The organism is Actinocatenispora comari (genome assembly GCF_017312725.1).
GTDB lineage: Bacteria > Actinomycetota > Actinomycetes > Mycobacteriales > Micromonosporaceae > Actinocatenispora > Actinocatenispora comari.
This window is the reverse complement of record NZ_BOPO01000110.1, coordinates 13,012-34,855: the sequence shown is the minus strand read 5'-3', so window position 1 is coordinate 34,855 and position 21,844 is coordinate 13,012. Positions and strand designations below refer to the sequence as shown.

The window sequence follows — 21,844 nt, the reverse complement described above, 5'->3', positions numbered from 1 at the left end:
CGTCGCCGCCCGGCACCGATGATCACCCGGTGGCGGGCGCCGTCCGGTACCGACGAGCACCCGGTGGCAGACACCGGCCGGCAGCGAGGACCGCGGACTGGCAGACACCGGCCGGCAGCGAGGATCGCGGACTGGCAGGCACCGACCGGCACGACGATCACGGCGGCAGGCACCGACGATCAGCCGGTGGCGCACGAGGCGATGAGCGCGTCGGCGAGCGAGGTCTGCCGGTACAGCACCTCGTGCCGGTGCCGACCGGCGGTGACCAGGCCGGCCGAGCGCAGGACCGCGAGGTGCGCGGACACGGTCGCCGGGGCGAGCCGCAACCGGTGCGCGAGCGCCGTGGTGGTGGCCGGCTCGGCCAGCGCGAGCAGGATCCGGGCTCGGCCGCGGCCGAGCAGCCGGGCGAGCGGCTCGTCGGGTGACTCGGCCGGGCGCCACAGGGTGGCGGCGCCGCGGACCGGGTACACCAGGGTCGGCTGCCAGGGCGGCGGGAATCCGGTGGCGATCCGGTCGCCGACGAAGGCGCTGGGCATCAGCAGCAGGCCGGCGCCGTCGAGGTGCCGGTCGTGGCCCCAGTGTGCGGCGAACGTGAGCACGCCGTCGGCGTACGACAGGCGGGGGTGCAGGTCGTCGAGCAGCCGGGCGAGGCCGTGGTCGGCGAGCATCCTGGCCCGGTACGCGACGTCGGCCTGCAGCAGCCCGCGCAGCCGCGGCCAGTCGGGTTCGACCGCGGCCCGCCAGACCGACGCGACCAGGTCGGCGAGCCGGCCGATGGTGGCGGCCGGGTCGGCGAGCAGGTCCGGGGCCGCCCGGGCCGCCTCCGGGTCACCGGGCCGGTCCAGGCTGAGGGCGAGCTCGCGGGCCGCGACCTCGGGCGCGGTCGCCCGGACCCGGGCCAGTTCGGCGTCGAACGTCTCGGCCGGGCCGGCCGGCGGCGGCGCGACGAAGTCCGGGGTGTACCCGCGGGTCGGCAGCACCGCGTACAGCGGGGACAGGTCGACGTCGGCGAGCGCGGCGCGGGCCCGGCGCACCCACGGCAGGTGGTGCGCCTCGGTGGCGTCGCGCAGCGTGTACAGCGCGGCGTGCGCCTCCCACAGCGGCGAGATGGCGAACCGGCAGCGCAGCGCGTCGTCCGAGCCGAACCGCAGGGTCACCGCCATCATTCGCTCCTCACCGAATCTCTCGCCGGCGACGGTACCGGCCGCGAGGCTGCCGGGCATGGCTGTCACCCGGTACGGGGCGGTGTTCGCGGTGCGCGAGTACCGCCCGATGTTCGTCGCGCACGTGATCTCGATGCTCGGCACGATGGTCGCCGAGGTCGCGCTGTCGGTCCTGGTGTACCGGTCGACCGGGTCGCCGTTCCTGACCGCGGCCACGTTCGCCGTCGGTTTCGTCCCGTACGCGCTGGGCGGCACCGTGCTCGCCTCGATCGCCGACCGCTACCCGACCCGGACGGTCCTGGTCTGGTGCAACCTGCTGTCCGCACTGCTGATCGCGGCCATGGCGGTACCGGGGCTGCCGGTCGCCGCCCTGCTCGGGTTGCGGTTCGCGAGCGCGACGGTGGCGCCGGTCTTCGGCGCGGCCCGGGCGGCGAGCATCCCGGAGATCGTGCCGGGGCCGGCCGCGGTGCTGGCCCGGTCGCTGATCCGGGTGGTGACGCAGTCGTCCCAGCTGGTCGGGTTCGCGGTCGGCGGGCTGCTGCTCGTCGCGGTGTCGCCGCGGTTCGCGCTGGCCGGCGAGGCGGCCGGTTTCGTGCTGTCCGCACTGCTGTTGCGCCTGGGTACCCGGTGGCGGCCGGCGCGCGGCGGCACCGGCCGCACCATGCTGGGCGATTCGGTGCACGGCCTGCGTGCGGTGTTCGGCGCGCCGCGGATCCGGGTGCTGCTGGCGTTGTGGTGGGTGCCGCCGGTGTTCGCGGTGGCACCGGAGGCGCTCGCCGCCCCGTACGCGCACGGGATCGGGCAGGGGTCGGTCGGCCTCGGCCTGCTGATGACCGCGGTACCGGCCGGCACGGTACTCGGTGAGCTCGGCGCCGGGATGCTCTCCGCCCGGCTGCGGTCCCGGCTGGTGTTGCCGCTCGCGAGCGCCTCGCTGCTGCCGCTGACGGTGTTCGCGGTGCACCCCGGCCTGCCGGTCGCGGTACTGGCGCTGTTCGGTGCCGGGCTGTGCTCGGCCTACCTGGTCGGGCTCGACCAGTGGTTCCTCGCCGCGGTACCGGAGCAGCTGGCCGGCCGGGCGATGGCGGTCAACTCCGGCGGGCTGATGCTCGGCCAGGCGATCGGGATGGCGGCGGCCGGCGCGGCGGCCGAGTACCTGGCGCCGCACCTGGTGGTGGTCACCGCGGCACTGCTGGGGCTCGGCGCCACCGCGGCCACCGTCCACCGGGTACGCCGCAGCGCCACCGCGCCGGCCGACCGCCCGCTGGCCGACGCCCCGACCGGCTAGCTCGCCGCCCGCTTCACGAGTGGCGACCGGCTCCGCCGCGAATCCGTGGTCGGGCGCGGTGTCCCCGGCAACCCGCCGAGCCGGACGCCCCCCCCGCCGGCAGCTGAACCGCGGCCGGCTCGGCGGATGCCGGTCGTTCGCGGCCGGCTCGGCGGCGCCGGTCGTTCGCGAACGGCTCGGCGGATGCCGGTCGTGAACGGTCGCAGGGTGTCGGCGGGCGCGGGTAGCGTGCGCGGGACGGCGGTGCGGCTGGGTCGCGGGGGCACGCCGGACGGCTGGTGGCAGCTGGCGTGCCGGCCGCCCGCGCTGGCGCTCGCCGGGCTGGTCCGGCGCTACCCCGGATACCGGGAGAGTTCGGTGCTGCCGGTGCGCCGGCGGGAGCCGCCGGCCGCGTCGTACCAGGGGGTTGTCGGCAGACGACGGCGCCCGCTCCGGCCACGGAGCGGGCGCCGCGCGAGCGTGTCCGACGGCTCGGGGTCAGGCCGTCACGGGCAGCTCCGAGACCTTCGGGTCGCCCTCGTCGGCCGTGTAGTCGTCCGGCGTGGTGGCGTCGGCACCGTCGGGCGCCTTGGCCGCCTTGAAGATCAGCGTGGCGATCACCGCGACCAGCAGGTTGACGATGACCGCGACGAACCCGGTGTAGATCGTCCAGTCGGTGTCGAAGCCGAGCTTGGACAGCGCGAACGCCGACCCACCGAAGTGCAGGTGTCCGGTCTTCGGGTTCGGGATCGTGTAGAGCATCCACATCCCGATCGCCATGCCGGCCACCCAGCCGAGCACCAGCGCCCACCGGTGGAACCACCGGGTGAGCAGGCCCAGCGCCACCGACGGCAGCGTCTGCAGGATGATCACGCCGCCGATCAGTTGCAGGTCGATGGAGAACTGCGGGTTCAGGAACACGATGAACAGCAGCGCACCGAACTTCACCAGCAGCGACACGATCTTGCTCACCCACGCCTCGTGCCGCGGCGACGCGTCCTTCTTGATGTACTCGCGCCAGATGTTGCGGGTGAACAGGTTGGCCGCCGCGATCGACATGATCGCCGCCGGTACCAGCGCGCCGATGCCGACGGCGGCGAACGCGACGCCGGCGAACCAGCTCGGGAACATCTGGTCGAACAGCCGCGGCACGATCGTGTTGCCGTCCTTGCCGATCGGCGTGGTACCGGCCGCGATGGCCATGAAGCCGAGCAGCGCGATCAGCCCGAGCAGGAACGAGTACGCCGGCAGCGCGGACATGTTGCGCTTGATCACGTTGCGGCTCTTGGAGGCCAGTACCCCGGTCACGCTGTGCGGGTACAGGAACAGCGCGAGCGCCGAACCGAACGCCAGGGTGGCGTAGTTGAGCTGGTTGTTGGCACCCAGCACGGTCGAACCGGTCGGCGGCGTCGTCGCGGTGAAGTGCTTGCTCGCCGCGTCGAAGATGTGGCCGAACCCGCCCAGCTTGTACGGGATGTAGATGACGGTGACGATGATGACCGCGTAGATCAGCAGGTCCTTGACGAACGCGATCAGCGCCGGCGCCCGCAGCCCGGACTGGAACGTGTACGCCGCCAGTACCAGGAACGCGATGACCAGCGGCCAGTGCGAGCCCAGCCCCATCGTCTTGAGCACCGCGGAGATGCCGACCAGTTGCAGCGCGATGTACGGCATCGTCGCCACGATGCCGGTGATCGCCACCAGCAGCGCCAACGTCGGCGAGCCGAAGCGGGCCCGGACGAAGTCGGCCGGGGTGACGAAGCCGTGCCGGTGCGACACCGACCAGAGCCGGATCAGGACCAGGAACATCAGCGGGTACACCACGACCGTGTACGGCACGGCGAAGAAGCCGGCCGCGCCCGCACCGAACACCAGCGCCGGCACCGCGACGAAGGTGTACGCGGTGTAGAGGTCGCCGCCGACCAGGAACCAGGTGATCCAGGTGCCGAAGCTACGGCCGCCCAGACCCCACTCGTCCAGGTGCATCATGTCGCCGGGCTTGCGCCACCGCGCCGCCCAGAAACCCATCGCCGCCACGGCGCAGAACAGCACGACGAAGATGACCAGTTCGGTCACATGCCCGGCACTCATCGGCGTTCCTCCTTCGTCGGAACCCCGATCGGGCACGACGCACGATGCCCATGACTCGCTCGCTCACGCTCGCTCGCCACGCGGCACTCATGATTCGCTCGCTGACGCTCGCTCATCGGGACCGCCTCCGCTTTCCGACCTGGTAGACGATCGTGGTGGCGCCGACGCCGAGGATGATGAACGCGATCTGGAGCCAGTAGAACATCGGGATCCCGGCCAGTCGCGGATGGTCCCGGTTGAACAGCGGTGTGATCAGCGGGATGACGATGGGCAACAGCAGCAGCCAGTTCCAGGCGCTGCGGTCGGACCGGCGGGGCACGTCGCCGGACGTCGGTTCCCCGGCGGCGCCGTCCGAGCCGGACGCGCCGCCTGATTCAGGTTCGGTCACGGTGAGACCGCCTCCTCCTCCCGGAACGGTGCGGCTGGGGGTTCACCCGCACCGAGCGGTATGACGCCCGTCACGCGACGGGCAGGCGCATCGTAAGCCCGCGTCCGGCCCGGCGAAACCCGTTCGACGCACCGACTCTTCCGCCGAACGCCGGCCGGTACGTCGCGTAACCTGCCGGCATGCGGACGGTGGGGGCGGTGGCGTTGCTGCTCGCCGTCCTCGCGTTCGCGATCGTGCGGCCGCGCCGGCTGCCCGAGGCGGTGGCCGCGGTACCGGCGGCGCTGCTCGCGGTCGCCCTCGGGCTGGTGCCGGTGCGGCTCGCGGTGCACGAGCTCGGCTCGCTCGGCCCCACCGTCGGCTTCCTCGCCGCGGTCCTGGTGCTCGCCCAGCTCGCCGCGGACGCCGGGGTGTTCGACTTCGCCGGTACGCTCGCCGCCCGGGCCAGCCGCGGCTCGCCGCGCCGGCTGCTGACGGTGGTGTTCGCGGTGGCCGCGGTGGTGACGGCGGCGCTGAGCCTGGACGCCACCGTGGTGCTGCTGACCCCGGTGGTGTTCCGGACCGCCGCGCTGCTGTCGGTGCGGGCCAGGCCGCACGTGTACGCCTGCACCCACCTGGCCAACTCCGCCTCGCTGCTGCTGCCGGTGTCGAACCTGACCAACCTGCTCGCGTTCGCGGCGTCCGGGCTGGGGTTCGTGTCGTTCACCGGGCTGATGGCGGTGCCGTGGCTGGCCGTGATCGCGGTGGAGTACCTGGTGTTCCGCCGGTTCTTCGCGGCCGACCTGGGCACCCCGACGCACGCGGTGGCGCCGCTGCCGGGCCCGCGGCCGCCGGTGTTCGCGCTGACCGTACTGGCCGCCACGCTGGTCGGGTTCGCGGTGGCGGAGCCGTTCGGGATCGCGCCGGCCTGGGTGGCCGCGGCCGGCGCGCTCGTCCTCGCCGCCCGCCGGGTACGCCGGCCGGCCGCACTGCTGCACCTGGTGCGAGCGGCGAACCCGGGCTTCCTCGCGTTCGTGTTCGGCCTGGGCGTGGTGGTCCTCGCGGTGCGCCGGGCCGGGCTCGCCGACCTGGTCGACACCCTGGTACCCGGCGGTACCGGGCTGCTCACCCTGCTCGCCGTCGCGGTGCTCGCGGCGATCCTCGCCAACCTGGTGAACAACCTGCCCGCCACGCTGATCCTGGTACCGGTCGTGGCGGCGCGGCCGGGCCTGGTGCTCGCGGTGCTGCTGGGCGTCAACATCGGGCCGAACCTGACCTACGTCGGATCGCTCGCCACGTTGCTGTGGCGCCGGATCCTGCACGCGCACGACGCCCGGCCGGCCGCCGGCGAGTTCCTGCGGCTCGGCGTGTCGACGGTACCGGCGGGCCTGGTCGTGGCCACCGTCGCGCTATGGTGCGGGCTGCGGCTGACCGGAATCGGGTGATTCGATGCGCATCGTGGCCTGGCTGCTGCCCGGTACCTGGGAGTCGGTGGTCGACGCCGCGGGCGCCGTCGCGGACGCCGACGACGACCTCGTACTGCTCGCCACCGCCGACGACCGGCTGGTCGAGCTGGCCGGCGGGGCGGACGAGGCGCTGCTCGGCCGCGGCGGACCCGACCCGCTCGACCGGCTCGGCGCCGAGCAGGACCGCGCCGCCGACCTGCTGCTCGCGGCCGCGGCGAGCAGGCTGGGTCGCGACGCCGACCGGCAGGCCCGCCGGTCCGGGCACCCCGAGCGCGACGTGGTGGCCGCCTGCGAACGCGCCGGCCTGCTGGTGCTGGCCCGGGACGGCGACCACACCAGGCTCGGCCCGCCCAGCATCGCGCCACCGACCCGGTTCGTCCTGGATCACGCGCCCTGCCGGGTCCTGCTGGTCTGGCCGGACGAACCGCCGAACCTCACCACGCTGCCACCCCCTCCCCCGGCTCCCCCACGCCCACCCACCCCGCCAGCGCCGCCCCGTCCACCCGCGCCGCCGGCGCCGCCGCGGCCACCCGCGCCGGGTCGCTGACGTGCACGGGGTCGTGTCGGCGGCAGGCGGTACGGTGCCGGGATGGGTGAGCAGCAGGCCGCGCCGCGGCGGGACGCGTTGCAGGAGCCGAGCCCGGCGGTCGGCGATCTGAACGAACTGTTGGTCGGGTTCCTCGACGGGTACCGGGAAGCGTTGGCCCGCAAGCTGGCCGGGCTGAGCGACGAGCAGCTGATGGTCAGCCGGGTGCCGTCCGGCTGGTCGCCGCTCGGGCTGGTCTGGCACCTGACCAACGTGGAGCGCCGCTGGCTGCGCTGGGGTTTCGCCGGCGAGCGGCTCGACGACGTGTGGGCCGACGCCGACCCGGACGAGACGGACGCGCCGTGGCGGGTGCCGGCCGGCGCCACCGCGGCGAGCCTGCTGGCCGGGCACCGGGACGAGGTCGAGCGGTGCCGGGCCGCCGTCGCCGGGCACCGCATCACCGACCGCGGCGCGGACACCGGCCGGTTCGCCGGCGACGAGCAGGCACCGACGCTCGGCTGGATCTACTGCCACCTGATCCAGGAGTACGCCCGGCACCTCGGCCACCTCGACATCACCCGGGAACTCGCCGACGGCAGCACCGGCGAGTAGCCGGGCCGGCCGTCACCGGCCGGTGAAGGTGGGCGGTCGCTTGGCGCGGAACGCGGCGATGCCCTCCCGGCCGTCGGCCGAGGCGTACAACCGGGCCAGCGCGGCCTGCTCGGCGGTCAGCGCGGCGTCCAGGTCCTGCCGGACGCCGTCGTCGATCACGCGCTTCGCCTCCCGTACCGCGAGCGGGGCGCCGGCGGCCAGCTGCCCGGCGAGCTCCGCGGCGGCGCCGGCCAGCTCGTCCGCCGGGACCAGGCGGGTGAGCAGCCCGCGCCGGTCGGCCTCGTCCGGGTGGAGGGTGCGGCCGGTGAGCACCAGCTCCTTGGTCAGCCGGGTACCGAGGGCGCGGGCCAGCCGCTGGGTGCCGCCACCGCCGGGGATCAGGCCGAGCTTCACCTCTGGCAGCGCGAACCGGGCCCGCTCCGAGGCGACGATGAAGTCGCAGCACAGCGCGAGCTCGAAGCCGCCGCCGAACGCGTACCCGTTGACCGCGGCCACGGTGGGCTGCGGCAGCGCGGCGAGCTCTCCGAACACCGATCGGGACAGCCGCTGGTAGGCGTCGAACTCCGCCGCGCTGGCCCCGTCGTACTCGCCGATGTCGGCGCCGGCGACGAACCCGCGGCCGGTGCCGGTCAGGACCACCGCGCGCACCGTGTCGTCGGCCCGGACCGCGCGCAGCCGCTCCCCCAGCTCGGCGACCATCGACCGGGACAGGGCACCGAGCGCCTCCTCCCGGTCGATCCGGATCGTCAGCACCGCACCGGCGCGCTCGATCACCAGGTGGCTCATCCGGCCGCTCCCCGCCGCGTCGAGTGACTCATCCGACCGCTCCCTGCTCGCGGAGCGCCGCCAGCTCGTCGCCGGTGAGGACCTCGGCGAGCACCTCGTCGGTGTGCTGGCCGGCGATCGGCGGCGGCAGTCGCAGCTGCCAGGGCGTGTCCGACAGCCGTACCGGGCAGCCGATCAGTTCCAGCCGGCCGTGGCTCGGGTGGTCGACGGTGACGACCAGGTCGTGGCCCTGCTCGCGCAGCTCGTCGACCGCCTCCGCGGTGGTCCGCACCCGGGCGCACCAGATGCCCGCCGCGAGCAGCGACGCCACCAGCTCGTCCGCCGGCCGGCGCGCGGTGGCCGCCTCCAGCGCCGTCTTGATCGCGTCCCGGTCGGCCCAGGCGTCGGCGTCGGCGAGGCCGTCGACGCCGAGCAGCTCGGCGACCTTCGGCACCGGCGCCATCGCGATCGCGACGTGGCCGTCGGCGGCGGCGTACACCCCGAACGGGGCGGACAGCCACGCCTGGCCGACCCCGGCGGCCGACCGTTCCCACGGCCGGTGCTGGTTGACCATCGCGGAGATCTCCTGGCACTGCAGCGCGATCGCGGTCGAGTACAGGTCGACCTCGACGCGCTGCCCGATGCCGTGGCGTTCCCGCGCCACCAGCGCGGCGAGAATGCCGTTGGACAGCGTCAGCGCGGTCGACGCGTCCACGATGGACGTACCGGCCGGGGTCGGCGGGTCGCCGGCCCGGCCGCCGGCCGCGGCGAGCCCGGACATCGCCTGGATCAGCAGGTCCTGGCCGGGCCGACCCTCCTTCGCGAACACCGTGTCCTGCCCCCAACCGGAGCCGGAGCAGTAGATGATGTCCGGCTTCACCGCGCGCAGCTCCTCGTAGCCGAGACCGAGCCGGGCCAGGACGCCGGGGCGGAAGTTCTCCACCACCACGTCGCAGGTCGCGGCCAGCCGCAGCAGCGCGTCCCGGCCGGCCGGCGACTTCAGGTCGACCGCGACCGACCGCTTGTTCCGGTTCATGGCAAGGAACGCGGCGGAGTCGGGTGCGCCGGTGGCGCTCCCGGCCGAGCCGGTGGCGGCGCCGTCGCCGGCCGCACCGGTGGCCGGCGGGTCGCCGGCGGCTCCGCCGGTGCCGACCAGCTCGCCCATCATCTCCAGCCGGCGCTCCCACTCGCCCTCCCGGCGCTCGACCTTGATCACGTCGGCGCCGAGGTCGGCGAGCAGTTGGGTGGCGTACGGGCCGAGCATCATCTGGGTGAAGTCCAGGATGCGAATGCCGTCCAGTGCCCCGGGCATCAGCGGTCCCCTCTCTACGATGCCGCCGCGGCGGCGGGTTCGGTGCTCGGCACGTACCGGCGGCGGTCCCGGCCGAGCACGGCGAGCAGGATGGCCGGTATCGCGACGACGATCGCGGACACCACGAACGACAGCTCCCAGGAGCCGGTGGCGTCGACCACGTAGCCCAGCACGATCGGCGCGATGATGCCGGCGATGTTCGCGATGAAGTGCACGAACCCGGACACCGAGCCGAACCGCCGGAACGGGATCACCGGCCCGATGATCGCGAAGAACTGCGCCCCGACGATGTACAGGATGAAGACGGTGACGGCCATCAGCGCCACCGCACCGTAGGCGGAGCGCACGATGCCGACCGGGCCGAACGCGCAGGCCACCAGCAGCAGGCCGACCACGGTGGTCCACTTGCGGGAGTTGAACAGCCCGATCCGCCGGCCCAGCGCGTCGGTGAACACCCCACCGAGCGCGAGGCCGACGAACCCGCACAGCCACGGGATCGAGCCGGTCACGGCGATCTGCGACAGGTCCAGGTGGTGCGCCTCGTGCAGGAAGTCGGGGAACCAGGTGAGGAACGTGAACAGCACCCAGGTGTAGCCGAAGTAGGTCAGCGCGGTGGCGAGCACGATCGGCATCCGCAGGTACCCGAACAGGCTGCGCTCCGGCTCGCCCGCGCCTGCCGCGGCCTGCTCGTGCGCCGCGGCGTCGGTCCGCATCTCCTCGACCTCGACGCGCTTGACCCACGGGTGGCCCTCCGGGCGGTCCCGGACGACGACCCACCAGCCGAGCAGGAACAGGATCCCGATGGCGCCGAGGATGATGAACGGGGCGCGCCAGTTGCCGCCGAACGCCTCGATCAGCGCCACCACGATCGGGGTACCGACCGCGCCGCCGAGCGGCGTGGAAGCCTGGGACAGCCCCAGCGAGGTGCCGAGCTTGCGCTGCGGGAACCAGTTCGACATGGTCTTCGCGGTCACCGACGCCTGCGGCCCCTCGCCGAAGCCGAACAGGAAGCGGATGATCATGAAGCTGACGAAGCCGAACCCGGCGGCGGTCAGCGCCGTGAACAGCGACCACCAACCGACCGCGAGCGCCATCACCTTGCGCGGGCCGAACTTGTCGGAGGTGGCGCCGCCGATGAAGCAGAACGGCGCGTACCCAAGCGAGAACACCGCGGCGATCCAGCCCCAGGTGCCCTTGCTGAAGCCGTACTCGGCGATGATCAGTGGTGCGGCCACCCCGATCGCCGCCCGGTCGGCGTAGTTGAGCCCGAGCACCAGGAAGTTCATGCTCAGTACCGCCCAGCGGTACCGGAACCGGCTCTCACCGGTCGTCGTTGCTGTCATGGCTGCACCTTTCGGTGACGGAGGGGGTCACTCGCCGACGCGACGCTCGTACCGGTCCCAGGCCGCGGCGCGCAGCGCGCGGCGGGCGACCTTGCCGGTACTGGAGGTGGGCAGCACGTCGGCGATCTCGACCTGCAACGGTTTCTTGTAGCTCGCCAGCCGGTCCCGGCAGGCCTGGACGACGTCCGCTGTGGACAGTCGAGCACCGGCGCCGGGTACCACCAGCGCCGCGACGGCCTCGCCCCACCGCTCGTGCGGTACCCCGAAGACGACCACGTCGGCGACCTCGGGCAGTTCGGCGATGGCACGCTCCACTTCGGACGGGTAGACGGTGAAGCCGCCGGAGACGATCACGTCGGAGATCCGGTCGACCAGGTACAGGTAGCCGGCCGCGTCGATGCGGCCGATGTCGCCGGTCCGAAACCAGCCGTCCGGGGTGCGCGCCGCGACGCTCGCCGCCGGCCTGCCCCAGTAGCCGGGCAGCACGCAGGCGCCGCGCAGCCACACCTCACCGACCGCACCGTCCACATCGGACACGTGTTCGCCGGGGTCCGGGACGGCCACCCCGTCGACGCCGGGTTCGGTGGATGGCTCCGGGCCGACCGGGACGATGCGGACCTCGACCTCCGGGGTCGGCCGGCCGGCCGAGGCGAGCCGGTCGCCGCCGGCCGCATGGTCCCGGGCGTCCAGCACGGTGACCGGAGCGAGCGCCTCGCTCAGGCCGTAGCACTGGTAGAGCACCGAGCCGAACGCCTGCTGCGCCCGCGCCGCGGCGGGCGCCGAGATGCCCGAGCCGCCGTACGGGATCGCCCGCAGCGAACCGAGATCGGTACGTCCGGCGGCCGCCTCGGTGAGCGCCTTGAGCATCGTCGGCACGCTGGGCAGCACCGTCGCGGCGTGCCAGGCCACGGTGTCCAGCACGGCCGCGGCGTCGAACCGGCGCACCGGTACCGACGCGCCGCCGCGCAACGCGACCGCGGTGCCGACCGAACCGCCGAAGTGGCTCATCGGCGCCGCGTGCACCGCGACGTCACCGGGCCCGAGCGGCGGCAGCGCGGCCCAGAACCCGCGCAGCATCGCCACCCAGCCACGCTGGCTGACCATCGCACCCTTCGGCTGCCCGGTCGAACCGGACGTGTACATCAACGCGGCGAGGTCGTCGACGCCGGGCAGCGGCCAGTCGGGCCACCGGTCCGGTACGCCGGGCGCCGCCAGCTCGGCCGCCTCGGCCACCGAGAGCACCACCGTGCCGGCCCCGCCGTTACCGCCGGGCTGCCACGTGCCCTCGCCGGCCGGTGCCGCGATGCCGGCCCGGTCGGTACCGGCGGCCAGCGGTGGCGCACCGCCCTCGTCCTCCGGTGCGAGGCCGGCCGGTGCCGCACCGCCCTCGTCCTCCCGTGCGAGGCCGGCGGGTGCCGCACCGCCCTCGGTGCCAGCCCGTGCCGCGCGCGCCGGCGCCTCGGTGCCGGTGGGGCCGGCGGCGAGCAGCGCGCGGACGGGTGCCGCGGCGTCGTTCTCGCAGACCACCAGCGCCGCGGCGCAGTCGGCCGCGATGCCGGCGATCTCGCGCGGGTGCAACCGTTCGGACACCGCGACCCGGACCAGGCCGCTGCCGAACAGGGCGTGCTCGCAGACCATCAGCTCCGCGCAGTTGGCGAGCGCGAGCAGCACCCGGTCACCGGGCCGCAACCCGAGCCGCGCCAACCGGTACGCGGTGCGCCGGGCCGCCGCGCCCAGGTCGGCGAAGTCCCGCCATCCGGCCGGGCCGAGCAGCGCGGGGGCCGTCGCGTACCGTTCGTGCGCGCGCCGGGTCAGCCCGGCCAGGGTGGTGTCGGTCATCGTCGCTGCCACCGTTCCCGGATCGCGGCGAGGATCGCGCGATCGCCGTCGCCACGCCGGATCCCGGCATGCAGCGCCTCGCCTGCGGCGCGCTGGAAGGCGGGGTAGCCGGCGTCCCGGCCGCGCAGGAACGACCGGTCCAGGGTGGCCAGCGTGGCGACGTAGAAGTCGGTACTGGCGGCGTTGACCACCGGGTCGGTCCACGCCGCGCGGTGGCCGGGCTGCCCACCGGCGCTCGCGTACTCGCCGGCCTGGAAGTCCGGATCGACCACCGCGGCGGCGAACCGCAGCGCGGCGCCCGGGTCGGTGCAACGGGCCGAGACAGCCAGCCCGACACCGCCGAGCATGGTGCCGACCGGGGCGCCGGTGGCGCTCGGCGCGTCGGCGAACCGGACCAGCCGCCGGCCGGCGGTCGGCCGGGCGTAGCTGACGTAGCCGAAGATCAGCGGTGCGTAGCCGATCCGGTCGCCGGTCGCCATCTCGTCCAGCACCTGGATCGGGTCGCTGTCCAGCGACGCCGGGTCGACCACGGCGAGCACGGCGCGCAGCTGCGCCAACGCGGCGGCGGCGACGTCGGGCTCGATCCCGTCGGCCGGCCACCACCCGGGCCGCGAGTCCGGCCCCGTCGCATCGACCACACCTGGCCCGGCGGCCGCCCCGGCTCCGCCGGACACCCCGGAGCCGCCCGACCCGCCGGCTGTGGCGGGTCCGCCCGCGGCGCGCTGGTGGCACAGCGACAGGAAGGTCGACCACAGGTGGGTCGGGTTCGCCGGCAGCAGGCCGGTCACCGCCCCGCCGCGCAGCAGCTCCAGCGCCTCGTCCCAGCGGGTCGGCGGCGACGGCAGCAGATCCGGCCGGTACGCGCTGACCTGTGCCGCGGCGTCCATCGGCAGCGCCCACTGCCGGCCCTGCCAGGTGTAGCTGGCGAAGCTGGGTCCGACGCTGCCGGCCCGCTGCGCATCGAGCACGCCGGGCGGCAGCGCCCCGTCCAGCGGCAGGAACGCGCCGGTGGCGGCGGCCTGGCCGACGTGCGGGTGGTCGACGGCGATCAGGTCGTACTTCGCGGCGAGTTCGGCCACCGGCACGTCCTCGAACTCGCGCAGCGACCGCGCCTCCCAGCGGATCGGTACGCCGAACCGTTCGGTCGCCGCGAGCAACGGCGCCAGGCCGCGCCGGTGGTTCCAGGTCATGCCGCGCAACACGGGTCAGCGCATCCCTTCGGGTCGGGTGGTGGAGCCTCGGACCAGCAACTGCGGCGGTGGATCGGCGAGCACGATCCCCCGGCCGGCGGAGCCGCCGACCGGGTCGCCCCCGCCACCCGGGTCACCCATCGCGGCGGAGCCGCCCCCGCCGGCCGCGCCGTCTGCGGCGGTGCCGGCCGGGACGGGGCTGCCTTCGCCGGACAGCAGCAGCCGCACCGCCTCGGCGCCGAGCCGGTCCAGCGGCAGCCGGACGGTGGTCAACGGCGGTGCCCCGTGCGCGACGAACCAGGCGTCGTGCACGGCGATCACCGACAGCTGCTCGGGCACCGCGACGCCGGCCTCCCGGGCGGCGGCGAGCGCGCCGACCGCCACCACCACGTTCGCCACGAACACCGCGGTCGGTCGCGGGTCGGTGGCGAGCAGTGCGGCCATCGCGGCGTGGCCGGCCGGCGCGTCCCACTCCCGCTCGACCGTCCACTCCGGACGGACGGGCAGGTCGTGGTCGCGCAGCGCGGCGAGGTAGCCGGCGTACCGGCGCTCGGTCAGGTCGGCGCCCGGCCGACCTCCGACGTACCCGATGTGCCGGTGGCCCTGCCCGATCAGGTGCTCGACGGCCAGCCGCGCGGCGGCCTCGTCGTCCAGCCGCAACGCCGGTACGCCGGCCCGCGGGCGGCTGTTGACCAGCACGGTCGGCAGCTGCCGGGCCGCGCGGGCGACCAGCTCGTCGTCGTAGTCCTCGCCGCTGCCCTGCCACATCAGCCCGTCGATCCGGCCGGTACCGACCAGCTGGGCGAACGCGTCGGCGTTGGCCGCGAGCTCCGGCGCGTCGGACAGCAGCAGTACCTGGCCGGCGGCGGTCGCGGCCGCCTGCGCGCCGCGGATGATCTCGGCGTGGATGGGGTTGGACACCTCGTGCACGACCAGCCCCAGCGCGCCGGCGCGCGACAGCCGCAGCGCCCGCGCCGCGCCGTGCGGCTGGTACCCGAGCTGGGCGGCGACCTCGTGCACCCGCTGCTGCGTCTCCGGGCGCGCCCGTACCGTGGTGTCGCCGGACAGGATGCGCGACACCAGCGAGACCGACACCTCGGCCCGCTTCGCCACGTCGGACAGGCTGGGTCGGCGGCTCATCGGGGGTCCTTTCTCGCCGGGCGCCGCGCGGGCACCCCGGCACCCGCTCGCCGTCGCCGCTCCCGCCTCGCCGGAACATCGCCGAGGCACCGCGGGTTCGCGCGCCGATCCGCGCTCACGAGGCGTCCCCGGCCGGCCGTCGCTGCACCAGGTAGAGGTGGGTGAGCACGAGCACCACCGCGTCGTGCTGGTTGGTGACGGTGACCAGCTCGTCGACGAAGCCGACGTCGGTGCGGCTGCGGTGGTCGCGCAGCGCGGTGATCCGCGCCTCGACGTGGATCGTGTCGCCGATGAACACCGGCGCGACGAACCGGATCCGGTCGTAGCCGTAGCTGACCGAGGCCGGGTTGATGTCGCCGGCGGTCATCCCGACCGCGACCGACAGGACGAGCGTGCCGTGCGCGATCCGCTGGCCGAACTCCTGCTCGGCACACCATTGCGCGTCGACGTGGTGCGGGAACCAGTCGCCGGTCTGCCCGGCGTGCAGGACGATGTCCGACTCGGTGATCGTCCGGCCGGTGCTCACCCGCCGATCCCCGACCGCGTGGTCCTCGAAGTACCGCGTGACTGTCTGCACGACGCCCATCCCCATCGGGTGAACAAACGTTTTACCTGAGTGGTTCAACGTTTTACCTGACGGCAACCGGCCCGGTCAAGCCTCCGTACGGGGGTATCCCGCGGTGCGCGGCCGGCACCGTTCGTCAGACCGTGGCGCTACGGTCTGGGCATGTGCCGAAGCATCAAGACGCTGCGCCCGCCGTACGCGACCGAGGTCACCGACGCCGACGTGCGTGCCGCCGCCCTGCAGTACGTGCGGAAGATCAGCGGCTTCCGCGCCCCGGCGGCGCACAACCAGGAGGCGTTCGACCGCGCCGTCGCCGAGATCGCGCACGCCACCCAGCACCTGCTCGACCACCTCGAGGTCCGCGGCCAGGCCGCCTCCTGACCCGACCCGCCGCCGGATCGACGGCGCCGGTCAGTCGGTGCCGACGATCCGGTCCCGCGGGAGTTCGGCGAGGACCCGCAGCGACCGCAGCAGCGCCCGCCGGTCGGCGGCCGGCAGCGCGGCGAGCAGCCGTTCCTCGTTGCGCTGGATCTCCGCGCTGACCGTGTCGCGCAGCCGGCGGCCGGCCGCGGTCAGCGACAGCAGCCGCACCCTGCGGTCGGCCGGGTCGGCCTCGCGCCGGATGAGGCCGCGCTGCTGCAACTCGTCCAGCACGCCGATGATCCGGGTGCGGTCGGCGCCGATCGCGTCGGCGAGCACGGCCTGGGTCCGGGTCGGCGTGCCGCGCAGGTGGCTGAGCACCACGTAGCCCCACATGGTCAGCTCGTGCGCGGCGAGGACCGGCTGCTCGGCCGCCATCAACGACCTGCCGAGCGGCACGATCATCGCAGCCAGGTCGGGTCGGTTCGCGGGCTCGGCCATACCGGGAATCTACGCCTTGACAAATCATGTGCTTGAGCACATCGTAAGCACATGCACATTGATTCGCTGATCGAGCTGGACGGCCGCGCCGTGCGCGCCAGCGCCGACGTCGTGCGCCGGGTGACCCCCGCCGACCTGGCCCGGCCCACCCCGTGCGGCGACTGGGACGTCGCCGCGCTGCTCGCCCACATGACCGCGCAGCACCGCGGCTTCGCGGCCGCCGCGGCCGGACACGGCGGCGACCTCGCCGGCTGGCAACCGGTGCCCGCGGCCGATCCGGTCGCCGCCCACCTGGCCGCCGCCGACCAGGTGCTCGCCGCGTTCGCCGCACCCGGCCTCGACGGCCGGCGGTTCGTGCTGCCGGAGATCACCCGCGCGCCGGACTTCCCCGCCACCCAGGCGATCGGCTTCCACCTGGTCGACTACGTCGTGCACGGCTGGGACGTCGCCACCGCGCTCGGCATCGACGCGCCACCACTCGACGACGCGGTGCTCGCGGCGGCGCTGCGCATCGCCCGGGCCGTACCGGACGGCGCGGACCGGCTCGCCCCCGGCGCCGCGTTCGCCCCGGCCCGGCCGGTACCGACCGGCGCCGACGCGCTGACCGAGATCCTGCTGCTGCTCGGCCGCCACCCCGTACCGGCCTGACCGCTCCAGCGGGCGGAAGCGCGCCGGCCGGGTACGGCACCGTGGCCCGCCCGCGCCCCGGCATCGCGCGCCGGGCGCAGCCGTGGCGCCGCACCCGCCGGTACGGCACGGGCACGGCGCCACGACCGACGGCGTCACAGGCGCATGGTGTCCGGGAAGACGAAGTAGTAGAGAAGGCCGACCAGCACCAGCCAGACCAGGATCACCAGGGTCCAGCCCAGGTTGTACCGGATGACCTCGCCCTCGTTGCGGACGAACCTGGTGGTCGAGACGCCGACGCTCGCGGTCTGCGGCGCGACCGGCTTGCCGACCTCGGCGCCGACCGAGTTCAGCGACGGGAACAGCAGCGGCGGCGCGCCGAGAATGCGCGCCACCGACAGCTGGAACGCGCCGAACACCGCGTTGGACGAGGTGTTCGAGCCGGACAGGGCGACCGCGATCCAGCCCAGCAGCGGGGCCACGATGATGAACGCGACGCCGAGCTTGGCGAACCCGTTCGCCATCGAGTTGGCCATCCCGGCGAAGTTGAACACGTACGCCAGTCCGAACACCAGCGGCCCGACCAGCAGCGCGCCCCACATCTGCCGGAACGTGTCGGCGAACACGGTACGGATCTGGGCCGGCCGCGGCCGCAGCACGGCGGCGACGATCAGCGCCGCCACCAGGATCGCGGTCCCGGCGATCGCCGGCGCGAACGACCAGTTCACCGACAGCGGCTTGTGGTCCAGCGATCCGACCGCCTCGATGGCCGGCTTGAACGGCACCCACTTGGGCAGCGGCGACCACGGCCCGGTCCACGCCACCACGACCACGATCAGGATCCCGAACGGGATCAGCCCGCGCACCGCGGTCCGGATCCCCGGCCCGTGAGACTCCACAGTGGACGCTGGCAGCTCCACCCCGCCGTAGCCGAGGGTCCGCTTGGGCCGCCAGAACCTCAGCAGTACCAGCAGCGCGACGAAGCAGACCAGCGAGCCGGTGATGTCCGGCAGGTACGGGCCGACCCACTGGGACACCGGGAACTGGCCGGCGATGTAGGCGAGCGAGCCGACCACCGCGAGCGGCCAGCCGTCCCGCAGGCCGCGCCGGCCCGCGACGAGGTAGATCAGGATCCACGGCGGCAGCAGCGCCAGTACCGCGACGATCTTGCCGATGGAGGCGGACAGGTCCATCAGCGGCAGCCCGGTGACCGCGGCCAGGCCGACGATCGGGGCGCCGAGCGCGCCGAACGACACCGGCGCGTTGTTCGCGATGGCGGCGACCCGGATCGCGGCGAGGTCGGCCACACCCAGCCCGATCAGGATCGGTGCCACCACCGCCCACGGGTAGCCGAACCCGACGAGCCCCTCCATCAGCGCGCCGAACGCCCAGGCGAGCAGGATCGTCTGCACCCGGATGTCGGCGGTCGCCCGGTGCACCAGCCAGTCCTTGAACGCGTCGAACGCGCCGGTGACCCGCATGATGTTGTAGATGATCACGCCCCAGAACACGATCCAGTCGACGGACCAGACACCGCTCGCGGCGCCGAGCCCGTACGCGGCGAACGCGTCGCCGACCGGGGCGTGCCAGGCGAAGATCGCGAGCAGCACGGTGACCACGGAGCCGACCAGCACCGCGCGCCAGGCGGACATGCGTACCACCGCGAGCAGCACGAGCAGCACCGCGACCGGTACCAGGGCGATCAGGGTGGATCCCAGGACCCCGCCGAGCGGGGTCAACGGTTGGTGGAAGGACTGCGCAAGAGCGTCCATGGGCCTCTCCCTGCCCTCGGGCGTCCCCCGCAGCCGCCGCGAATGAGGATCTTGCCCATCGTGCACCCGGACCCGCGGCGGGCGAAAGACCCGCACACCGGCTGATTCCGTTCCCCTCCGGGCGGCCGGTTCCGGTCGCGGCGCCCGGCGATCGGCGCGACCATGACGGTATGAGCGAGCCGGAGAGCGCCGCCGAGTTCGTCCCGGAGGACGCCGATCTCGCCGCGCTGCGCACCGCGGCGGCCGGCTGCCGCGGTTGCGAGCTGTACCGGGACGCCACCCAGACGGTGTTCGGCGACGGCGCCGCGGCGGCCCGGGTGATGCTCGTCGGCGAGCAGCCGGGCGACAAGGAGGACCGGGCCGGCGAACCGTTCGTCGGCCCGGCCGGCCGGTTGCTGGACCGCGCGCTCGCCGACGCCGGCCTCGACCGGGACCGGTGCTACCTGACGAACGCGGTCAAGCACTTCCGGTTCACCCGTGCGCCGGGCAAGCCGCGGCTGCACAAGAAGCCGTCGGTGGGCCACATCAACGCGTGCCGTCCGTGGCTGACCGCCGAGTACGCCGCGGTGCGACCGGCCGTGGTGGTGGCGCTCGGCGCGACCGCGGTACGCGCGGTGCTCGGCACCCGCTACAAGGTGACCGCCGATCGGGGCCGGTTGCTGCCGTGCCCGCAGGCGGGCGCCGACGCGCGGGCGGTCATCAGTACCCACCCGTCGGCGATCCTGCGGGCACCGGACGACGCCCGCGACGAGGCGCTCGCCGCGCTGGTGTCCGACCTGCGGGTGGTGGTCACTGCGATTAACGGCTCGTACGGCGGGTAGCGAACCGCTGGGGGTGAGCAGGATGAGCGAGGAGAAGCCGGAACCGGTGGCGCGCACCGGCGCCGACCAGCCGTGGGATCCGGAGGACCTGGCCGAGGCCGAAGGCGAGGACCCGACGCCGGAGAACGTGCGCAGGGCAGCCGAGGAGCTCGACGAGGAGGGTCCGGCCGCGATCGAGAAGACGGTGCCCTGACGTGCCGGACCCGATCGCGACGCGGTGCCTGCGGCTGGCGTGGGAGGGCTGGTGCGCGGGCACCCTGCCGGTCGGCGCGGTCGTCACCGACGCCGCCGGTACGGTCGTCGCCGCCGAACGTGGCCGGATGTTCGGGTCCGCACCGGGGCCCGGCCGGCTCGCCGGCTGCGCGATCGCGCACGCGGAGATCAACACGCTGGCGCAGCTGCCCGTCGCGGGCCAGCGCCCGGACCACACCCTGCACGTGAGCCTGGAGCCGTGCCTGATGTGCGTCGGCGCGGCGGGCATGGCCGCGCTCGGGCGGCTGCGTTTCCTCGGCGCCGACCCGTACGCCGGGGCGAGCCGGCACTACCGGCGCACCCCGCACCTGGACGAGCTGCCGCTGCGGGTCGACGGGCCGGTGCGCGGCCCCGCCGGCGCGCTCGGCAGCGCCCTGCACCTGGCGTACTACCTGCGCACTCAGCCGGACGCACCCGCCGTCGCGGTGCACCGCCGGGTGATGCCGGAGCTGTTCGACCTGGCCCGGCGGATCGTCGCCCTGGACGCGCGGCAGCCGGACGCCTCGGCCGCCGGGCTGTTCGACCTGGTCACCGAGCACCCCGCATGCACCGAGCACCCCGTCGGACAGCTCGCCGGCGCCGAGCACCTCGCCGGCCAGCACGCCGGCACCGAACATCCCGACGGCCGGCACGCCGTAACCGGAGACCCTGCCGGACGGCTCGGCGGCGCCGGAGATCCGGCCGCCGGGGAGCAGCCCGCCGGCGAGGAAGCGGGCCGACGGTGACCGAGGACGGCGCGGTCCTGGTGGTGGACGCCGGTTCGGCCAGCCTGCACGTGTCCGTGCTGGATCGGGCCGGCACCGTCGTGCGCACGCACGACCTGTCCGCGCCGGACGAGCTGGCCGAGCTGGTACCGCGGCTGCCACCGGTGACGGCGGTCGGCCACCGGCTGGTGCACGGCGGCCCGGAGCTGACCGCGCCGGTCCGGGTGGACGACACGGTACGGGCCGGGTTGGACGCGGCGGCCCGGCTCGCTCCGCTGCACGTGCCGCCGGCGCTCGCCGCGCTCGACGCGGCGCGTACCGCGCTGCCGGACCTGCCGCACGTGGTGTGCCTGGACACCGCGTTCCACGCCGAGCTGCCGGCGGCGGCGCGCAGCTACCCGCTGCCGCACGGCTGGGACACCCGGTACGGGCTGCGCCGGTACGGCTTCCACGGCCTGTCGTACGCGTGGGCGCTGCGGCAGACCGCCGCGCTGCTGCACCGGCCGGCCGACGACCTGCAGGTGGTCCTGGCGCACCTGGGTGGCGGCTGCTCGGCCTGCGCGGTCCGGGACGGGCACAGCGTGGACACCACGATGGGCTTCACCCCGCTGGAGGGCCTCGCGATGAGCCGCCGCAGCGGATCGGTCGACCCGGGACTGCTGCTGTGGCTGCAGACCGAGCACGGCCTGTCCGCCGCCGAGCTCGCCGATGCGTTGCAGCACCGGTCCGGACTGCTCGGCCTGTCCGGCAGCTCCGACGACACCCGCGACCTGGTCCGCGCGCGTACCCGCGGGGACCGCGCCGCGGAGCTCGCGCTCGCCGTGTTCACCCACCGGGTCCGGGCGGGTGTGGCCGCGATGGCCGCCAGCCTGGACCGGCTCGACGCGGTCGTGTTCACCGGCGAGATCGGTACCGACCAGCCCGAGGTGCGCGTCGAGGTGTCCGCCGGGCTGCGGGTGCTCGGCCTGCCCCGGACGCTGAGCGGTCCGGCCGAGCCGGTCGAGCCGACGATCGTCTCGCCCACCGGCGCGCGGGTGCCGGTGCTGGTGGTACCGACCGGCGAGATCCAGCAGATCGCGATCGAGACCCGCACCGCGCTCGCGCACCGCTGAACCGGTCGACCGCGCCGCACACCTCGCTCCGGACGCCACCGGCGTCGAGCCGCCC

Annotated in this window: 22 protein-coding genes; 10 read left to right on the top strand and 12 right to left on the bottom strand. The window is 74.6% G+C overall.

Annotated elements, in window-relative coordinates:
• Positions 1-179 precede the first annotated feature (179 nt).
• A complete protein-coding gene (locus tag NUM_RS26045; protein WP_225918865.1) occupies positions 180-1,223 on the bottom strand; it encodes an ArsR/SmtB family transcription factor in 1,044 nt (347 codons plus the stop codon).
• Between NUM_RS26045 and NUM_RS26040 the strand changes: the two genes are divergently transcribed.
• Positions 1,222-2,448 carry an MFS transporter gene (locus NUM_RS26040; protein ID WP_207127562.1) on the top strand — a complete coding sequence of 409 codons (1,227 nt, stop codon included), beginning with the start codon at positions 1,222-1,224 and terminating at the stop codon, positions 2,446-2,448. The two genes, NUM_RS26045 and NUM_RS26040, sit on opposite strands and share 2 nt — an antisense overlap.
• A 477-nt stretch (positions 2,449-2,925) precedes the next feature.
• On the opposite strand, the gene mctP is transcribed toward NUM_RS26040, so the two are convergent.
• Together mctP and NUM_RS26030 are read right to left on the bottom strand one after the other, a co-directional pair.
• The gene (gene mctP, locus NUM_RS26035) at positions 2,926-4,518 is read right to left on the bottom strand and encodes a monocarboxylate uptake permease MctP (RefSeq protein ID WP_207127561.1); all 1,593 of its coding nucleotides are present in this window, start codon (positions 4,516-4,518) and stop codon (positions 2,926-2,928) included.
• A gap of 112 nt (positions 4,519-4,630) precedes the next feature.
• Positions 4,631-4,906 (bottom strand): DUF3311 domain-containing protein, encoded by a 276-nt coding sequence (locus NUM_RS26030; RefSeq protein ID WP_370467063.1) that lies wholly within the window; start codon positions 4,904-4,906, stop codon positions 4,631-4,633.
• A gap of 179 nt (positions 4,907-5,085) precedes the next feature.
• Between NUM_RS26030 and NUM_RS26025 the strand changes: the two genes are divergently transcribed.
• Genes NUM_RS26025 through NUM_RS26015 form a run of 3 tightly spaced genes read left to right on the top strand, consistent with a single transcriptional unit; the run spans position 5,086 to position 7,486 of the window.
• Complete coding sequence (locus NUM_RS26025) at positions 5,086-6,327, top strand: ArsB/NhaD family transporter (RefSeq protein ID WP_207127560.1); 1,242 nt, start codon at positions 5,086-5,088, stop codon at positions 6,325-6,327.
• A gap of 4 nt (positions 6,328-6,331) precedes the next feature.
• On the top strand, positions 6,332-6,895 hold the full coding sequence (locus NUM_RS26020) for a universal stress protein (protein WP_207127559.1): 564 nt from the start codon (positions 6,332-6,334) through the stop codon (positions 6,893-6,895).
• 42 nt (positions 6,896-6,937) lie between these two features.
• Positions 6,938-7,486, top strand: coding sequence for a DinB family protein (locus NUM_RS26015; RefSeq protein ID WP_207127558.1), 549 nt, complete (start codon positions 6,938-6,940; stop codon positions 7,484-7,486).
• A gap of 12 nt (positions 7,487-7,498) precedes the next feature.
• Here NUM_RS26015 and NUM_RS26010 read toward each other — a convergent pair whose 3' ends face one another.
• The 7 genes from NUM_RS26010 to NUM_RS25980 all read right to left on the bottom strand — a co-directional run bounded on the left by NUM_RS26010 (position 7,499) and on the right by NUM_RS25980 (position 15,652).
• The gene (locus tag NUM_RS26010; RefSeq protein WP_207127557.1) at positions 7,499-8,272 is read right to left on the bottom strand and encodes an enoyl-CoA hydratase/isomerase family protein; all 774 of its coding nucleotides are present in this window, start codon (positions 8,270-8,272) and stop codon (positions 7,499-7,501) included.
• Between the two features lie 28 nt (positions 8,273-8,300).
• On the bottom strand, positions 8,301-9,563 hold the full coding sequence (locus NUM_RS26005; protein WP_207127556.1) for a CaiB/BaiF CoA transferase family protein: 1,263 nt from the start codon (positions 9,561-9,563) through the stop codon (positions 8,301-8,303).
• A 14-nt stretch (positions 9,564-9,577) separates the two neighbouring features.
• The gene (locus NUM_RS26000) at positions 9,578-10,906 is read right to left on the bottom strand and encodes an MFS transporter (RefSeq protein WP_207127555.1); all 1,329 of its coding nucleotides are present in this window, start codon (positions 10,904-10,906) and stop codon (positions 9,578-9,580) included.
• A gap of 27 nt (positions 10,907-10,933) precedes the next feature.
• Positions 10,934-12,745: an AMP-binding protein gene (locus NUM_RS25995; RefSeq protein WP_207127554.1), complete on the bottom strand. Its 1,812-nt coding sequence runs from the start codon at positions 12,743-12,745 to the stop codon at positions 10,934-10,936.
• Positions 12,742-13,935: an extracellular solute-binding protein gene (locus NUM_RS25990; RefSeq protein WP_207127553.1), complete on the bottom strand. Its 1,194-nt coding sequence runs from the start codon at positions 13,933-13,935 to the stop codon at positions 12,742-12,744. Before NUM_RS25990 ends, NUM_RS25995 begins: the two co-directional genes overlap by 4 nt.
• A 15-nt stretch (positions 13,936-13,950) precedes the next feature.
• Entirely contained in the window at positions 13,951-15,075 is a 1,125-nt protein-coding gene (locus NUM_RS25985; RefSeq protein WP_207127552.1) for a LacI family DNA-binding transcriptional regulator, read from the bottom strand.
• Positions 15,076-15,190: 115 nt separating this feature from the next.
• On the bottom strand, positions 15,191-15,652 hold the full coding sequence (locus NUM_RS25980; protein ID WP_207127551.1) for a MaoC family dehydratase: 462 nt from the start codon (positions 15,650-15,652) through the stop codon (positions 15,191-15,193).
• 150 nt (positions 15,653-15,802) lie between these two features.
• Between NUM_RS25980 and NUM_RS25975 the strand changes: the two genes are divergently transcribed.
• A complete protein-coding gene (locus NUM_RS25975; protein ID WP_207127550.1) occupies positions 15,803-16,021 on the top strand; it encodes a DUF2277 domain-containing protein in 219 nt (72 codons plus the stop codon).
• A gap of 30 nt (positions 16,022-16,051) precedes the next feature.
• Here the strand turns inward: NUM_RS25975 and NUM_RS25970 are convergent, their stop codons facing one another.
• Complete coding sequence (locus tag NUM_RS25970; protein ID WP_207127549.1) at positions 16,052-16,501, bottom strand: MarR family winged helix-turn-helix transcriptional regulator; 450 nt, start codon at positions 16,499-16,501, stop codon at positions 16,052-16,054.
• Positions 16,502-16,552: 51 nt separating this feature from the next.
• On the opposite strand from NUM_RS25970, the gene NUM_RS25965 reads away from it, so the two are divergent.
• The gene (locus tag NUM_RS25965) at positions 16,553-17,149 is read left to right on the top strand and encodes a TIGR03086 family metal-binding protein (RefSeq protein WP_207127548.1); all 597 of its coding nucleotides are present in this window, start codon (positions 16,553-16,555) and stop codon (positions 17,147-17,149) included.
• 134 nt (positions 17,150-17,283) lie between these two features.
• Here the strand turns inward: NUM_RS25965 and NUM_RS25960 are convergent, their stop codons facing one another.
• Entirely contained in the window at positions 17,284-18,900 is a 1,617-nt protein-coding gene (locus NUM_RS25960; RefSeq protein ID WP_207127547.1) for an L-lactate permease, read from the bottom strand.
• Positions 18,901-19,070: 170 nt separating this feature from the next.
• Between NUM_RS25960 and NUM_RS25955 the strand changes: the two genes are divergently transcribed.
• The 4 genes from NUM_RS25955 to NUM_RS25940 are packed head-to-tail and all read left to right on the top strand — an operon-like array spanning position 19,071 to position 21,789.
• On the top strand, positions 19,071-19,721 hold the full coding sequence (locus NUM_RS25955) for a UdgX family uracil-DNA binding protein (protein ID WP_207127546.1): 651 nt from the start codon (positions 19,071-19,073) through the stop codon (positions 19,719-19,721).
• 22 nt (positions 19,722-19,743) lie between these two features.
• Positions 19,744-19,914, top strand: a complete 171-nt coding sequence (locus NUM_RS25950) for a hypothetical protein (RefSeq protein WP_203962613.1) — start codon at positions 19,744-19,746, stop codon at positions 19,912-19,914.
• A gap of 1 nt (position 19,915) precedes the next feature.
• Positions 19,916-20,698, top strand: coding sequence for a deaminase (locus NUM_RS25945; protein WP_207127545.1), 783 nt, complete (start codon positions 19,916-19,918; stop codon positions 20,696-20,698).
• A complete protein-coding gene (locus NUM_RS25940; protein ID WP_207127544.1) occupies positions 20,695-21,789 on the top strand; it encodes an acetate/propionate family kinase in 1,095 nt (364 codons plus the stop codon). Before NUM_RS25945 ends, NUM_RS25940 begins: the two co-directional genes overlap by 4 nt.
• Positions 21,790-21,844 lie beyond the last annotated feature (55 nt).

What these genes read in the sequence shown, in the direction of transcription:
- NUM_RS25960 (WP_207127547.1), bottom strand. Translation starts at nt 18,900, where the DNA reads ATGGACGCTCTTGCGCAGTCCTTCCACCAACCGTTGACCCCGCTCGGC.
- NUM_RS26040 (WP_207127562.1), top strand. Translation starts at nt 1,222, where the DNA reads ATGGCTGTCACCCGGTACGGGGCGGTGTTCGCGGTGCGCGAGTACCGC.
- NUM_RS26025 (WP_207127560.1), top strand. Translation starts at nt 5,086, where the DNA reads ATGCGGACGGTGGGGGCGGTGGCGTTGCTGCTCGCCGTCCTCGCGTTC.
- NUM_RS26010 (WP_207127557.1), bottom strand. Translation starts at nt 8,272, where the DNA reads ATGAGCCACCTGGTGATCGAGCGCGCCGGTGCGGTGCTGACGATCCGG.
- NUM_RS25995 (WP_207127554.1), bottom strand. Translation starts at nt 12,745, where the DNA reads ATGACCGACACCACCCTGGCCGGGCTGACCCGGCGCGCGCACGAACGG.
- NUM_RS26015 (WP_207127558.1), top strand. Translation starts at nt 6,938, where the DNA reads ATGGGTGAGCAGCAGGCCGCGCCGCGGCGGGACGCGTTGCAGGAGCCG.
- mctP (WP_207127561.1), bottom strand. Translation starts at nt 4,518, where the DNA reads ATGAGTGCCGGGCATGTGACCGAACTGGTCATCTTCGTCGTGCTGTTC.
- NUM_RS26005 (WP_207127556.1), bottom strand. Translation starts at nt 9,563, where the DNA reads ATGCCCGGGGCACTGGACGGCATTCGCATCCTGGACTTCACCCAGATG.
- NUM_RS25955 (WP_207127546.1), top strand. Translation starts at nt 19,071, where the DNA reads ATGAGCGAGCCGGAGAGCGCCGCCGAGTTCGTCCCGGAGGACGCCGAT.
- NUM_RS25990 (WP_207127553.1), bottom strand. Translation starts at nt 13,935, where the DNA reads ATGACCTGGAACCACCGGCGCGGCCTGGCGCCGTTGCTCGCGGCGACC.
- NUM_RS25950 (WP_203962613.1), top strand. Translation starts at nt 19,744, where the DNA reads ATGAGCGAGGAGAAGCCGGAACCGGTGGCGCGCACCGGCGCCGACCAG.
- NUM_RS25975 (WP_207127550.1), top strand. Translation starts at nt 15,803, where the DNA reads ATGTGCCGAAGCATCAAGACGCTGCGCCCGCCGTACGCGACCGAGGTC.
- NUM_RS25985 (WP_207127552.1), bottom strand. Translation starts at nt 15,075, where the DNA reads ATGAGCCGCCGACCCAGCCTGTCCGACGTGGCGAAGCGGGCCGAGGTG.
- NUM_RS26020 (WP_207127559.1), top strand. Translation starts at nt 6,332, where the DNA reads ATGCGCATCGTGGCCTGGCTGCTGCCCGGTACCTGGGAGTCGGTGGTC.
- NUM_RS25970 (WP_207127549.1), bottom strand. Translation starts at nt 16,501, where the DNA reads ATGGCCGAGCCCGCGAACCGACCCGACCTGGCTGCGATGATCGTGCCG.
- NUM_RS25965 (WP_207127548.1), top strand. Translation starts at nt 16,553, where the DNA reads ATGCACATTGATTCGCTGATCGAGCTGGACGGCCGCGCCGTGCGCGCC.
- NUM_RS26000 (WP_207127555.1), bottom strand. Translation starts at nt 10,906, where the DNA reads ATGACAGCAACGACGACCGGTGAGAGCCGGTTCCGGTACCGCTGGGCG.
- NUM_RS26045 (WP_225918865.1), bottom strand. Translation starts at nt 1,223, where the DNA reads ATGCCCGGCAGCCTCGCGGCCGGTACCGTCGCCGGCGAGAGATTCGGT.